General features: G+C 70.6%; 10 protein-coding genes and 1 pseudogene. All 11 read left to right on the top strand.

Annotated elements, in window-relative coordinates; translation table 11 throughout:
* Positions 1-704: 704 nt before the first annotated feature.
* The 11 genes and pseudogenes from ACWCXB_RS30100 to ACWCXB_RS30050 all read left to right on the top strand — a co-directional run bounded on the left by ACWCXB_RS30100 (position 705) and on the right by ACWCXB_RS30050 (position 14,284).
* Entirely contained in the window at positions 705-1,640 is a 936-nt protein-coding gene (locus ACWCXB_RS30100; RefSeq protein ID WP_450726907.1) for a conjugal transfer protein, read from the top strand.
* Positions 1,637-1,978 (top strand): hypothetical protein, encoded by a 342-nt coding sequence (locus tag ACWCXB_RS30095; protein ID WP_450726906.1) that lies wholly within the window; start codon positions 1,637-1,639, stop codon positions 1,976-1,978. The genes ACWCXB_RS30100 and ACWCXB_RS30095 overlap by 4 nt, the downstream gene beginning before the upstream one ends.
* A complete protein-coding gene (locus ACWCXB_RS30090; RefSeq protein ID WP_450726953.1) occupies positions 1,969-2,571 on the top strand; it encodes a hypothetical protein in 603 nt (200 codons plus the stop codon). The genes ACWCXB_RS30095 and ACWCXB_RS30090 overlap by 10 nt, the downstream gene beginning before the upstream one ends.
* Positions 2,568-5,282, top strand: coding sequence for an ATP-binding protein (locus tag ACWCXB_RS30085; RefSeq protein ID WP_450726905.1), 2,715 nt, complete (start codon positions 2,568-2,570; stop codon positions 5,280-5,282). Before ACWCXB_RS30090 ends, ACWCXB_RS30085 begins: the two co-directional genes overlap by 4 nt.
* Positions 5,283-5,326: 44 nt before the next feature.
* Positions 5,327-5,641 carry a hypothetical protein gene (locus ACWCXB_RS30080; RefSeq protein WP_450726904.1) on the top strand — a complete coding sequence of 105 codons (315 nt, stop codon included), beginning with the start codon at positions 5,327-5,329 and terminating at the stop codon, positions 5,639-5,641.
* A complete protein-coding gene (locus tag ACWCXB_RS30075) occupies positions 5,641-8,307 on the top strand; it encodes a hypothetical protein (RefSeq protein ID WP_450726903.1) in 2,667 nt (888 codons plus the stop codon). The genes ACWCXB_RS30080 and ACWCXB_RS30075 overlap by 1 nt, the downstream gene beginning before the upstream one ends.
* On the top strand, positions 8,304-9,458 hold the full coding sequence (locus ACWCXB_RS30070) for a C40 family peptidase (RefSeq protein ID WP_450726902.1): 1,155 nt from the start codon (positions 8,304-8,306) through the stop codon (positions 9,456-9,458). Before ACWCXB_RS30075 ends, ACWCXB_RS30070 begins: the two co-directional genes overlap by 4 nt.
* Positions 9,455-10,072, top strand: a complete 618-nt coding sequence (locus tag ACWCXB_RS30065) for a hypothetical protein (RefSeq protein WP_450726901.1) — start codon at positions 9,455-9,457, stop codon at positions 10,070-10,072. The genes ACWCXB_RS30070 and ACWCXB_RS30065 overlap by 4 nt, the downstream gene beginning before the upstream one ends.
* Entirely contained in the window at positions 10,048-12,675 is a 2,628-nt protein-coding gene (locus ACWCXB_RS30060; protein ID WP_450726900.1) for an ATP/GTP-binding protein, read from the top strand. Before ACWCXB_RS30065 ends, ACWCXB_RS30060 begins: the two co-directional genes overlap by 25 nt.
* Before the next feature lie 104 nt (positions 12,676-12,779).
* Positions 12,780-13,593, top strand: a pseudogene (locus ACWCXB_RS30055) (replication-relaxation family protein).
* Between the two features lie 259 nt (positions 13,594-13,852).
* Entirely contained in the window at positions 13,853-14,284 is a 432-nt protein-coding gene (locus ACWCXB_RS30050) for a hypothetical protein (protein WP_450726899.1), read from the top strand.
* Positions 14,285-14,396: the final 112 nt, after the last annotated feature.

Genomic DNA, 14,396 nt, shown 5'->3' with positions numbered 1-14,396 from the left:
CTGCTCCGTAGCCGCTCATCGCGCGATCACCGGAGCGCCCGGAGTGCGCCAGCGGAGGCGGCGAGCCCGGCCCGCAGAAGCGGTGAGGCTGGCGCCGGCGGGCGGTGAAGCGTGCGTGAGTTCCATGGAGGCAGCTCACCCCCTGGCTCCGACCGGATCGGCGGCCATAGGCCCTGACCACAGATCACGATCGGAGAACATGCTCCGTGGTGTGCGGTGGTCGGCCCCATGGTCGGCCCCGACCGCGGGCCCTCCGTAGGTCACGACGGTGGTGGCCTCTGCGCAGTACCCGGCGGCGGGGTCCGGACGGGCATGCGCACCGGGGCTGCCACGTGCGCAGTCAGTTCCCCGATGCCGCTGCGCAATCGCTTCGCCAGAGTGTGGCCTCACGTCTGCGCATCCGTGCTCGCTGCGCAGGCGGCGTCAGCTGCGGGGCGCCCGGGGCGGCTGCGCAGAGCGCCGTGTCGTTTCCGCTCTGCCTCGCATGGCTCCAGTGTCCGGGAGCCCGTGGCCGGTCGTGACCATCCCGGGCTCCCGGGCCAGCCGGGAGGCGTGGTCGGGCCTGTGGTCGGTCCGACCACAGGCCCGACCACAAGGTTGTGTCCGCTTCGTGATGCTGGTCGGCCTTGCGCGGTCGGTGGTCGGGTCGGGGTCGGCGAGTTGGCTCCAGTCAGCAACAGTCCGTTCTGACCTGGGAGTTTGAGATGTCTCCTGTCAAGCGAGCATCGGGGGCCGGGGCCGCGCCGCCGATGGCCGCAGGGGTCGCGCTGCAGCAGATGCGGCGCCGTGTGCAACTGGGGCGCCTGGGGGTGTGGGTGGCTCTGGCGGCCGGGCCGGTCGCCCTGGCCGTGGGGGTCACGGCATCGCCCACCGTGGTCGAGGCGGCCACTCAGAAGGAGTCGGCCGTCATGCACACGATGGCGTCGGCCGATCCGTCGGGGTACGCGGAGGTGTTCCTCAGCGCGTGGCTGCGCAGCAGCGCGGAGAACGAGAGCAGTGCGCAGGCGCGGCTTGCGCAGTCGATGGCTCCTCAGGTGGAGCTCCCCGATCTGGCGGCCACTGCGCAGTCGCAGCTGAGGGATGTGGTGGCGGTGCGCAGTGCGCACCGCTCCGACGACCGGTGGTCGGTCACGGTGGCTGTGCAGTACGCCGACGGCGCGGTGCGGTACTTCGCGGTGCCGGTCGTCTCCGGCGCCGAGGGGGGCTCTTTCGCGGTGTCCGGTGCTCCTGCGGCGGTGGCCGGCCCGGCACGAGCCGGGGCTTCTCCAGCGCCGTACACGGTGACGGTCCCGAATGGCAGCGAGCTTTCCTCCGCTGTCGGTGGGTTCCTCGCTGCGTATCTGGCCGGGGCGGGCGAGGTCGACCGCTACCTGGCCCCGGGCGCGAAGCTGTCGTCCGTCTCACCGGCTGTGTTCAGCAAGGTCGTCGTTCAGCAGCTTTCCGCTGTTGAGCAGGAGGCGGCGGCCGCGCCGCTGCCCGCGGACGGCACCCGGGTGCGGGTCATGGCGCGGGTGGAGGCCCGTGACGCGTCGGGGCGGTGGCCGCTGGCGTACGAGCTCACGCTGAAGTCTCGCTCGGGCCGGTGGGAGGTGGCGGCGCTGGAGTCCGGCGCTGCCCAGGGCGGGGGTGGCCGGTCGTGAATACGCCGCACAGTTGGATGCTCGCCGGGCAGCTGGACGACCTCGGCGACTCGTGGATCAGCATGGTCCAGGACTGGGCGACCAAGGGTCTGCAGGCCGGTCTGATCGTGATCGTCGTCGTGATCATGGTTCAGAAGTTCAGCCTGAAGGCGGGTATCGGCGCCCTGTTGCTGCTCGTGATCGCGCTGGGGATCTACAACTCGCGCGAGGACCTGGCCCGTATGTTCGAGGACGAGGTCAAGAACCCGGCGAAGTCTGCCCCGGCTTCGCCCTCCGTGGTGCAGCATGCCGATCCGGCAGCCCGGGGCGATGCCACTTCGCGTGGAGGCTGGCTGTGAGCGCGGCTGGTCGAGTGGGGCGTTTCTACACCGCTGCCCGGCGCCATCCGTGGGTGCTGGGCAAGGTCGCCGACTGGCGGATCCCTCTGGGGCCCTATACCCCCGCGCAGATCGCTCTCGCGGTCGGCGGCGGCTTCGTTCTGGTTAAGACGGTCTCGCTGTGGTCGTGGATGGGCCCGGTGCCGATCGTGGCCTGGTTGCTGGCGATCTGGGTGGTGCGACGTCCGAAGATCGCGGGACGGGCGCCGTTGCAGGCGGGGATCGGCTGGCTGCTGCTGGCGTGGCAGCCGCGGGGTGGCCGGATCGGCGGTCGCGCTGCTCGCGACCTGGGCGCACATCCGCTGGGAGGCGGTTTCGTCATCGAGGACGCGGCGCCGGGGCCGGCGATGCCTGAGGTTTTGGCTGCTGGGGCGAAGGAGAGCCGCATGGCTTCCGGCATCGCAGCTCGGGCAGCGCGCGGCGGCGGTGTCTCGCGGCTGCCCGGCCGCCGGCGTCCTGCGGTGGTGGATGTCCCGCGGCCGTCCGATCTCGTACCGGTCTCCGGTGTCCAGAGGCTGCGGGAGCTCAGTGTGCAGAGCGGGGGCGGGCGATGAGGGTGCCGATCCGGCATATCGCCGGGCATCTGGTGTGGTCGACGCACGGCAGCGTGTGGGCCGTCTACCGGCTGCACCCGGGCCCGGATGAGCAGGGGCGCAGTGAGCAGACGGTGCAGGGCACCTACGTCCCGGCTGCGGTGCGCGATGAGCAGCTGTCGAAGATCACGCATCTGGTGCGATCGCTGTCGGGTGCCCCGCGGCTGTTCGGGCTGTGTGCGCAGGTCGACCCGGGGGAGGTCGCCCTGCGCATGATCGAGGGTGTCGAGCCGCCTGCACAGTCCGTACCTGGCGAGGTACAGCCGTGGGTGGAAAACGTCGAAGCCGCGCTGGACCTGCTGGACGGTCAGGAGATGCACCAGCGCACGCTGTGGCTGGCAGTGCCGCTGCAGACCGATGGAGCCGGTCTGCAGATGGCTGCTTCCATCGGAGCGGTGTGGGCGGAGGTCTCCCAAACGTTCGGGATGCGGCCGGCGCCCGTGGCACGGCGCGAGGTCAGCGTCTACCGCGAGCAGGCATCCCGGGTGGAGGCCGCTCTCGCCGGCGGGGTCGCCTTCCGCCCGGCCCGTCCAGCGGAGATCGTGTGGATGGTCCAGCACGCTCTGCACCGGGGGCTCGCCGAACCGCTATTGGCGGAGGCTCAGGCCAGCGAGCTGTACGGCGGGCGTGTCGTCGACGGCACCCTGCACTCGCCCAGCTACGCCGACCTGGGGCAGGTCCGGCTCCAGGAAGGAGGCACCGGCCCGGACGGCGCAGACGACGAGGATCTGCCAGGCGCGGACCGGGTAGGACGCTCGGGCCGGAAGGCCTGGTGGCGCCTGCAGGCGGCCTCCCCGCTGCGTCGGCGCTGGCTGCAGGTGGAAAGCGATGCCGGCGTCGGCTACCAGGCGCAGCTGGTGCTCGCGGAGTGCCCGCCAGCGGTGAGCGCGCAGGCAGCCGACCTTTTCGCCCAGCTGGAGCTGCTCGACTTCCCCGTCGATTACACCGTCGACCTCACGCTCGTGCCTGCGGAGAAGGCCAAGGAGCAGGTGCGGCGCAAGAAGAACGAGTTGGTCGACCAGGCCGACCAGTACGACGCCCGTCCGACGGGGATGCCCGCCTCGCTGACCGACGCGGCCCGTGATCTGGGCGAGCTGGACGCGAGGCTGTCGCGTACCAGTGTCGAGGTGGAGGTCCAGTCCGTCACCGTGCTCACGGTCTGGGGGCCCACCGCCGCGGTCTGCGACGCGCGGGCTCGGGCGCTCGCCGCGCTGCTGGCCGGCGCGGACTACCGGGCCGTGCGTCCGGCGGGCCTGCAGGAGCCCCTGTTCACGCTGGGCCTGCCCGGCACGAACCGACCGGGCGTGGTGCGGGAGTTCACCCAGCATCAGGTCAGTGAGGACTGGGCACTGGGCGGGGCCCTCACCCTGGGCGAGGTCGGCGATCCGAACGGCATGCTGCTGGGTTTCGACCTGGACTGCGGCACCACCCGCCCCGTGATGATCAACGTGGCGGATGCTCCCAAGCAGGATGCCTCCGCTTCGATGGGCATCGTCGGCGACCTGGGCGCGGGCAAGAGCGTCCTGGAGAAGCTCGTGTCGGAGGCTGTGTGGGCGCGGGGTGGCTGCGCCATCTGCATCGACCGCACGCCGGTGCGGGAGTGGGCGACGTTCGCCCGAACCGCGGCGGCGGGCCGCTGCCAGATCATCGACGCCGCCCAGGCCGAGGTGTCGATCGACCCGCTGCGCATGTTCCCCGGGCCCGAGGGCCGGCACTACGCGTTGAGCTACCTCACCCTGCAACTGGGCATCGGCCCGATGAGTACCTCCGGTGAGGTGCTGCACCACGCGGTCGAGCAGGCTGCGGCCGGCGAGGCCCCGTCGATGCACCGCGTCCTTGACGTGCTCGAGGACATGGCCACCCACGAGGTGGGCAAACGGCAGGACGCGGCCGCCACCCTGGCCGGACTGGTCCGCGTCGTGGCCAGCAATCCGCTGGCGCGGATGGTCTTCGACCCGGCGCTGCCGTCGGTGCGGCTGGACCCCTCCAGCGCCTCCGACATGATCGTCATCACGACCACCGGTCTGAAGCTGCCGCCGAAGGCGGCGTTCGAGCAGCCCGAGGTGCTTCGGCAGCAGCCGCTGGAGGCGCTGATCGGGAGGGCCGTGCTCTACCTGATCGCGGCGATCGCCCGGCAGACCGCGTTCGAGTCCCCTGAGCGGTTCTGCGCAGTGGTGCTGGACGAGCTGTACTGGCTGACCAGTTCCGCCGAGGGCACCGCGCTGGTGCACGAGATCCTGCACGACGGCCGTAAGCACGGTGCCGGCCTGATCGCCGGATCACACGACGCAGAAGAGCTCGGACCCGACCGCGGGCTGATGGCCTACCGCGTCCTCGCCCGCACCGCCGACCGAGAACGAGCACGCCGGGGACTGGAGTTCCTCGGCCTGGACCCCGGCGACAGCGAGCTGCTGCGCCTGGTGACCACCGGGCTGTCCCCCGTCGGCCAGAAAGGCCGCGAGGGCGAGGTGCTGCTGACCTGCCCGCGCCAGAACACCGGCCGCGTCAAGGTCGTCATCCCCCGGATCAGGCGCATCGCCTCCTCTATCACCACCACTCCCGGACGCCGGCCGAGCAGCACACGCACACGGGCGACCGACGCCTCCCCGGCCCCGAGCCCCCTCCTGTCCAAGAACCAGGCCGTCACCGGTCCGAAGGGACACCAGTCGTGACTACCTCTTCTTCCTGGGACCGCTCCCGGCGCGGCGGGGCCGTGGTGTCAGCCCTGCTCGTGCTGGCCATCAGCATCGCTGTCCTCGTGCTCGCGCACGGGGTGAGCGTGCCTGAGGCATGGTGGCCCCGCGCGGGCGAGGCTTTTGCCGCCAGCACCGAGCCCGGCCACCAGGATCCATGCGACCTGATCAAGGGTCCGGCAAGGACGTACTGCGTCAGCGACAGCACCACCGCCGCAGCCGACGGTCAACCCAGCGGCGGGAGCCCCGCGAACTGGACATTGATTCCGCCAGCCGTGGCTCTCATCGGCATCACCCTGTGGCGACGTCACGATGCCGTAGTGCAAAGGCGGCGGTGATGCGACGCCCAGACCGCGGCACGCTCCGCTCGGCCGGCTTCGTCCTGCTGCTCACCGTCGTCTTCGTCGGGGTGAACAGCCAGGTGGTGTACGCGGCGAGCAGCAACAGCGAGACCGGTGACCTGCTCGCCCCGCTGAACATCGACACCTCCGAGGGCGCGCCGATCAATGGCTACGAGCTGAACGCCGAAGGCGGCTCCATCGTCTCCTTCAAGACGCAGGCGCTCGCCTTCGCCCTCAGTGGTCTGTTCACCCTGCTCCGGCTGCTGGTCGGCCTGGCGGGCTGGGCGATCGAGGTCGCGTTCCGGTTTCCGCTGCTGCGCATCCTGTCCGAGCCGGCTCAGAAGGTTTCTGACGCGTACAACCATGTGGTCGTCGACAGCCTTGGGCTCAAGGGCGTGCTGCTGGCCTGGGCATTCGTGTTCTCCCTGTTCATGTTCGTGCGGGGCAAGGTCGGCAAAGGCCTGGGCGAGATCTTCCTGACTCTGCTGATCGCCGCCTTCGCCGCCTCAGCGTTCGTGCGCCCCGACTATCTGCTCGCCAAGGACGGTCCTCTGGGGCAGGCCCAGCAGGTGGCTGCCGAAGTCGCCCAGGAGACGGTCAACTCCTACGACTGGGGCGGAAAGATCGCCAGCCGGGGGCCGTGCGATGGCATGGCCGGCATGCAAGAGATCAAGTGCCTGGAGCGCGAGGCCGCCAAGCCGGTCAAAGCCAGCGAGGTCGCCCGCCCCATCCAGGACTCGATCACCAACGCGCTCGTCGTCAAGCCGTACATGCTGCTGCAGTACGGGCGCGTTCTCGACCCGGGCAAGGCCTCCGACCGCAAGGCCTACGCGGTGCACCTGAAGTGGGTCTCCGGCGGCTACAAGGCCGGCGCCAAGAAAGACAACAAGGACGACAAGAAGGATGGGTGCAGCCTGCTCAGAGGGCCGGCCAAGGAGTACTGCCGCGACGGCGACGACGCTCGCCGGGGTGATCAGGATCCGCCGGAGTTCACCCCCGGCGGCGAACTGCTGGACACCGTCAGCCCCGTCGTCAGCGAGGAGGACAAGGAGTTTGCTGCCTTTCTCGCGGACCTCAAAGAGGCCGGGCCGGTCGGTGAGGCCTGCGCCGAGTACGCCAAGAAACCCACCTGGTGGCGGGTCGGCGGGGCAGCGCTGCTGCTGATCGCCGCACTGTTCATCTGCGGCATGCTGCTGTCCAGCGCGATCGTCCTGCTCGGCACCCAGGCCATCACTGCCGCAGCCGCGGCCGCTGGCGGCGTCACCTTCATCGCGGCCATGCTGCCCGGTCCGCCGCGCCAGTCGGTGTGGAAATGGCTGTCGCTGTGGGGCATCGCGATGCTCGCCGTCGTCGCCGTGTCGGCGTTCATTCCGTTCTTCGGCATCGCCGTCGACGCCATCCTCACCGACGGCCCGGATCTGATGGTGGAGCGGATTCTGCTCCTGGACGTCCTGGCCGTAGCCGGTGCGGCCGGGCACCGGTGGCTGCTCAGCGGCATCACCTCGTTCGGCCGTCGCATGGCCATGCGCATGCGGTACGCCAAGGTCGGCGGCACGCACATGCCGGGCGACACCTCCGAGCTCGGCGCCGCCCTCGCCATGAACCTGCCCCTTGGCCAGGGCGGCGGGCTGCGCCCCCTCGCCGGTGGCAGGTACGGCATGCTCGGCACCCGCCAGCGCCTGATGGGCGCGCTCGCGTCGATGTTCGACGGCGCGGGCATGCCGGTCGACACCGGCCGGATGCTGGCCGACGCCGGCGCGGAAGCCGGGCGCGGACTCGCTCCCCTGACTGCGGCAGCGGTCGGCACGGGGCTCGGGGTGCGGCTCGGCGCGAAGGGCGCGTACGGGCTGCTGATCGGCCGGCGGCCGGATCGCGAGCAGTTGGCCAAGTGGTGCAAGCCGACCGGCGTCGACGGCGAAGGCGACCCGCACACGGGCGGCAACCAGGAAAGCTCCGGCCGTCGCGGCGGACCTGCGGACCGGTACCGCAATGACGAGGGCCAGATCATCGACCCCAACACGGGGGAGGTCCTGCACGACCAGAACGCCGACCGCACCCTGCTGTCCACCCGTGCGCACAACCGGCTCGTGCGGCTGCGCGGGTACCGAATCCTCAACCGCGGTGGCCGTGCGGCCTACGGCGCCACCGTCGGGCTGCCGGCGAATGTCCGCCGTGCCCGGGCAGGCGGCTCGCGGTATGCCGAGGACGCCCGGCAGCAGGTGCGTGTGTGGGGCAACACGGTGCGCGAGGACGGCCGGGCGTGGGCGGACGCGGGTCGGCACGTGTCCCGGACCGTGCAGGAGCACGGCGTGGACCGCGGGGGTACGGGGCCGTTCACCAGCCGTCGTCTGGCCCCGGGGCCGTCTCGCACCGCAACGGCCCGGCCGGCCTCCACACCCGGCGGGAGTTCGGGCCGTGGCTCGCGTCCGGTGCAGGGTGTCACGCCTGGTCCGGTCGCGGGACTGTCCACGCCCCCCGCTCCACAGCGGGTGGCACACGATCCCGACCGGCTGCGGCGCCGGGTGATCGAGCAACTGGGCGGCGGCGATCCCGAGGTGCGGCGCCGTCTCCTGGACGAACTGGGCCGGGGACACGCTGACGGCTCGCGGCCGCCCAGGCCGGAGGCCGATGGACCCGGCGGCGTGGGGGGTGAGGGGGTATGAGCCGTCGACGTAGCCGGAAGGCCAAGTGGGGCTGCCTGGGGGTGCTGCTGCTGGTCACCGCGGTGTGCTGCGCAGCCCCCGTTTCAGGGGCGATCAATGCCGTCACCGCGCTGCAATTGGGCGCGTCACAGGACGACACCGGTATCGCCGAGGGCGGCACGGCCGCGGACATCCCGCCGCGCATGCTTGCCGCCTACAAGAAGGCGGTGGCACGGGTCGGTCGGCACGTGCCGAAATGCCGCGGCATGCGCTGGCCCATTTTGGCCGGGATCGCGAAGGTCGAATCCAATCACGCGGTGGGACGGAGCATCAGCGACCGGGGGGACATCCGTCCGAAGATCTTCGGAGTGCTGCTCAACGGCTCGGGGGCCGGGGGCAACACCACCGTCTTCCCCGACACCGACGGCGGCGAGTGGGACGGCACCTCCCTGGGCGAACGGGCAGTCGGCCCCTTCCAGTTCCTCCCCTCCACCTGGCAAGGCGTGGGACAGGACGCCAGCGGGGGCAAGATCGCGGACCCGCACAATGCCGACGACGCGGCCCTGGGCGCGGCCATCTACCTGTGTGGCAATGGCCGCGACCTGACCAAGCGTGCCCAGCTCAAGAGCGCGATCTTCCAGTACAACCGCTCAGGCGAGTACGTCTCCAACGTCCTCGGCTGGATCGACCAGTACGCCGCGGCCGCCAAGGCGCCCGAGATGAAGGGCACCTCAGGGAAGGTCCGCACCGTGCTCGAAGCGGCGCTCGCCCAGCGGGGGCTGCCCTACTCGTGGGGCGGCGGCAATGCCAAGGGCCCCAGCACGGGGATCTGCTGTTCGCCGAGCGGTAAGAGCGGCGCCAGGATCAAGGGGTTCGACTGCTCCGGGCTGACGCTGTACGCGTACGCCAAGGTCGGCATCAACTTGCCGCACAACGCGGCCGCGCAGGCCGGCTTCGGCCGCAGGATCCTGGCCAGTCTGGGCAAGAGCGCGCTCAAGCCCGGCGACCTGGTCTTCTACGCCTACGCCCCGGGGCGGGACTCCACGATCCACCACGTCGGCATCTACGTCGGCAACGGCCAGATGGTCAACGCCCCACGGCCCGGCACCGACGTCCGGCTCGACCCGGTGGATGCGATGTCCGGCTACGCGGGAGGGGCCCGGCTGCTATGACACCGACCCCGCTCCGTACACCGCGGCGGCTGCTGGTCATCACCATGCTGCTGGCCCTGACCGGCCTGGTCCTGCTGGCCTGGCCCAGCCAGCAGCCGGTTTCCTCACCTCGCACGCCGGACGCCGCCGGTCCGACGACCCGATACCCGAGTGCCTCCCCCACGCCCGGGAGCATCTCGTCCCGAGCCGTATCCCCGAGGGACGCGCCCGCTGCGTCTGCGCTGCCCCCGCACGGCGAGGGCCGCGCCGGAGACCCGGGCATCCAGCAGGCCTTGGAGAACGCCTGGCCCGTCGGCCTTCCCGCCGACGACGAACGGCACCTGTTGGCGGCCGGCCGTGCTCTGCTGCGTGCGGACGCCACCGGCATCGGCCGTGACCGGTGGCCCAGCGTCTTCTCCGACAGTGGCCGGGCCGTGGCGCCGGCCTTCACCCGGTTCCGCATCCAAGCCGCCATCGCCCGCCAGGACGGCGCACCTTCACGGGCTGTGGTGCATCTGGTGTGGGCCGCGGCCGATCGCGGCGGGACCTACACCGACGGCCGCATCACTGTCCTGTCTTTCACCCGCACCTCACAGAAGGGAGCATCCCCGTGGACTCCGCAGCCCCGCACCTGACGTCCCAAGCCACTGATATGGCATCCGGCCAGCTGCTCGGCCTGCTCACCGGACTCACCGACACTGCTCGATGGTTCGTCGACCACTGGTACCTGCCCGTGCTCGCCACCGCGTTGGCGTGGGCGGTCGGCGAGGTCGTGGTACGCCGACTCGCGTTGAAGGCCTCGGCCGAGCGCATGGCCCTCGAGCTCGTGCCCGCTCGCCACTTCGACCCCGGTCTGGAGGAGATCTTCCGGCGCGGGGTGCAGCTGGCCCGCGCTTCCACGAGCATGCCCTGGTGGGCGCCGCGCCGGACGAAGTCCGTACGTATCCGGCTGCGTGCCGACGGCTCCAGCCCGCTGCGCTACCGCATCGAAGGCCCGGCCGGCGGCGAACGTCTGCTGTCGATCACCCCTTTCGGTCCGGCCGTCACCGTCACCAAGGCCGCGCCCATTCGCGACAAGCCGCGCGAGCACACGGTTCGGGCGGAGTTCCTCCTGCGTGGCAAGCCGACCGCCCCGCTGCGGGAGGTTCCGCTGGATCCCGACCCGCTGCAGCCCCTGGTCGATGCGGTCTCCGATCTACGGGCTGACCTCGGGGATCTCGCCGAAGTCAGCTTGGACATACAGCGCGCACCGAAATGGGCACTACGGGCGCGGCGCCTGCAGCTGATGCAGGCCGCACGTCGCCAGGAGCGGCGTGAAGCAGAGCGGGCCTCGAGGTGGGTACGTCGTGACGCTGCCGGGATCGAGGACTCGCTGGCCTGGCAGTTCCAGCAGCTGCTCAGCGGCAAACAAGGAGCGTCGGCCGGAGGGCGGCGGCTGGTGATGCCGCCGGTGCCGCGCCGTGTCGAGGCGGCCGAGGCGCTGGGCAAGCTCGCCGACGACGATCAGCTCGTGCGGGTGCAGCTCCTTGTCACCTGCGCTTCCAACACCGAAGGGCGTGCCCAGGCGCGCCTCGCTCAGCTGCAGGCCGCCTTGGATGTCTTCGGCGGAAAGTCGCGGTGGGCCATGCGCGGTGTGCGGCTGGGGCCGTGGCGCCTCGGTGCGGACCAGTGGCCCAGCCGTCGCGGCTTCGAGCGCCGCTGGGGATACGGGCACTGCCAGCCGCCCCGACCGAACTGGGTACGCCTGGAGGAGCTGATCGGGCTGCTGAAGCCGCCCACGGTGCACTGCCGACTGCCGCTCCTCGCAGGAGACCTGCCTACCTACTCCTTCGGCGATCCCGAGCTGCTGCTGCAGGGCATCTATCGGGGTCCGGACGGACGTGAACGCCTGGTCGCCACCTATGCGGCGGAGACCCTGTTCGAGTGCGCGGTGGGCAAGGCCGGCGGCGGCAAGACCGAGCGTGCTCTCGCGCAGGCGATCGCGTGGGCCCATGCCGGGGGCGGGCTGATGTTCGTCGACCCGCACCGCGATTCCTGGCCGCGGGCGGCAAAGTTCCTGGCCCACGACCATCTCATGTCACGGATCGCGCTTATTGACCTCAACGCCCACGGATCCGACCCCCGGTTGAGCTCGTGGAATCCCCTGGCCATGCACCACGGCCAGGCCGCGCACGAGGTCGTGGAGGCCGTCACTGATGCCTTCGCCGCTGCGCTCGGCTGGGAGGACGCGAACGCACCCCGGGCGATCACCATCTTCACCGCCGCCCTGGCCGTTCTCGTCGCCGTCAACCAGGCTGCCTGCCAGGCCGGCCGCCCCAAGGACCAAGCCACGATCTTCCATGTGAGGGCCTTGCTGTCCGACGCCGGCTTCCGCGCTGCGGCGCTGTCCGCCGCGGGCGACCGGCTCGATGAGGAGACCCGATCCTGGTGGCAGACGGTATTCCCCACCCTGCCGTCCGACGCCTTCACCGTCGTCCTCAACCCACTGACCCGGCTGGCTTCCACCCCCGTCACGCGGGCATTCCTGGGCCAGGGCGTCGGCGTCTACAACATCCGCGCCGCCATGGACAACCGGATGATCGTCTGGGTGTGCCCGGCCGGGAACGGGCCCACCGACCGGCTGCTGACCGCCTTACTCGCCCGCGACCTGCTCCGCGCCGTGCGCTCCCGCCGCGACACCCCCGAAGACCAGCGGGTTCCCTTCCGGCCGTACTTCGACGAACTGATCACCCTTACCGGCGCGGCCCCGGAAACGATCGCCTCGATGTTCGAGGACTTCCGCAAGTACAAGGCCCATGTCCACGGCATGACCCAGCTGCTGTCCCGGCTCCCCACACCGGTACGGCTGTCGCTGACGCAGAACGCCTCCACTCTGGCGACCACAGCAGGGTCGAAGACCGCCATCGCGCCCATCACCGCCGAGTGGGGCGACAACCCCAGCCCTGACCAAGTCTGTGTCCTGGACCGGTTCGAGCACTACGCCTCGCTGACCGTGCACGGCCGCCGCATCGGGCCGGTACGGCTTCGAGGGCCCCACCTCGATGACGTCCTCGCCAGCCAGGCCCGCCCCGGCAACGTCGACGCTCTTGAACGAGCCGCCCACGCCACAGCCGAGACCCGTCCGCTCAGTCAGCTCACCACGCGCGCAGCCGACCAGCTCCGCCGGGTCACCACATTTCTCACCGAGCACGCCTCCGCCGGCGCCGCCCCCGTACGCACCACGAAGGGATACGAGTGACCACCGCCCAGCACCCCAAGACACTTCACACACCGGCCGAGTTCAAGCCCAGCCCCATCGAGCCGCTTCCGCATCAGATCCTGGCCGCGCTCGCGCAGCACCGCATGGCCACCACCAGCCAGCTCCACACCTTGCTGCGGCCCGGCACAACGCGTCACTCGATCTCCAAACCCCTCAATGCGCTGCTCCGCGAGCACCTGGTTGCCTACGAGATGCTGCCGCAGTCGGGACGCACCCGGGTCTGGTACCTCACCCGAAACGGCGCCCGCCTCACAAGGGACTGGCCGGCCCTGCGCGGCCGCCCTCCGTATCCGATCACCTCCCCCGCCGCCGCATCGTTGAAGACCCCCCCACACCCTCACCGTGGTCCGCACGCACCTGGCGTTCGTCACCGACGCCCGCCGGCGCGGCGACGAGCACGGCCACCTGGACTGGACACCTGAGGTCTCCCACGCGATCGGCGAGAGCGAGAAGGTCGTAGCGGACGCGGTCATGCACTACACCCTCACAACCGGCGAACAACGCAGAAAGCTACGGGCGTTCGTCGAAGTGGACCGGGCCACCATGGGCAGCGAGCGACTGGCGACGAAACTCATCGAGTACGCGCGACTGTGGTCCTACGAGCCCCAGCCCGTCGGCCGTCGGCGGAAGCAGGAAGCAACAGGGGTCGCCTGGCTGCGCTGGTATCCCGTGTTCCCGCGGGTGCTGTTCATCCTCACCGGTGCCTCCCGGCACACCCTGGACAACCGCATCAGCGACCTGCAGGCCATGGTCGCCCAGCATCCGCTCGTCGCGGCACTGGCCCGCGAAGTTCCGCTCGGCGCCGCCGTTCTCGACGACCTCGAAGCGCACGGGCCCACGGGATCCGTGTGGATGCCGCTGGCCGGCCGGAACCTCCGACCCTGGACGGAACTGTGACCGCGCGCGTGCGGCCCAGTGATTCGGCACCGGGATGTCCCAGGTGATGCGGAATGTGCGGCGTCGCGATCGGGTGAACTGGCCGGACAGGCCGAGCCGATGAGACGAAGCAAACCACTGGACTTCCCATACGCAAACACTCTATGTTTGCTACAACGGCGGATAGTCTCGCCAAACTGCAAGAGCTTTCTACCCGCGGGAGTTCTTCATGCCTGAAACGCGGAGACATGTTCACGCCTGCGAAGTCACTTTGGGTTGCGTGGAGCAAGCCCCGCTTGTCCACACCCGCACCAACGATGGCGCCGATGAGGCAACCGTCGCCGTCGGCCACGACAGGCCCGCACCGACCGCGTCCCCGGCCCTTCCGTGGCCGCCCCGCACTCAGGGCGTACGCCGGCACGGCACCCTCATCCGCCTGAGCGGACCCTTCACCGACGAAGACCTCACCGCCGTCAGAGCATCCCTGCCCGCACGGCAGGCGACCCGCGACGGCGACACCATCACCATCTGGCCCACCGGCGCCCACGAGGTCATCACGCACCACAACGGCCTGCTGATCCTCCGCGGAGCCTTCGACATCTGGTCCGTCACCGCCGTACGCGCGGCCCACCCCAACCAGTTCGTCAGCCTCGACGGCGACGTCATCACGATCTGGCCCGCCACCGTCGACCCCACCCAGCTGCAGCCCTAAGGAGCCTCCATGAGCACCACCACATTGATCCGCGTCCGCCGCACTCTGCTGGTCGCCGCGGCCGCCATCCGATGAGCAGGATCACCGCGGCCATAGCACAGTGGGGACCACT

The sequence above is a fragment of the Streptomyces sp. NPDC001514 genome (assembly GCF_053597075.1).
The sequence above is the reverse complement of the archived record's forward strand: the minus strand, read 5'-3'. Positions and strand labels throughout refer to the sequence as shown.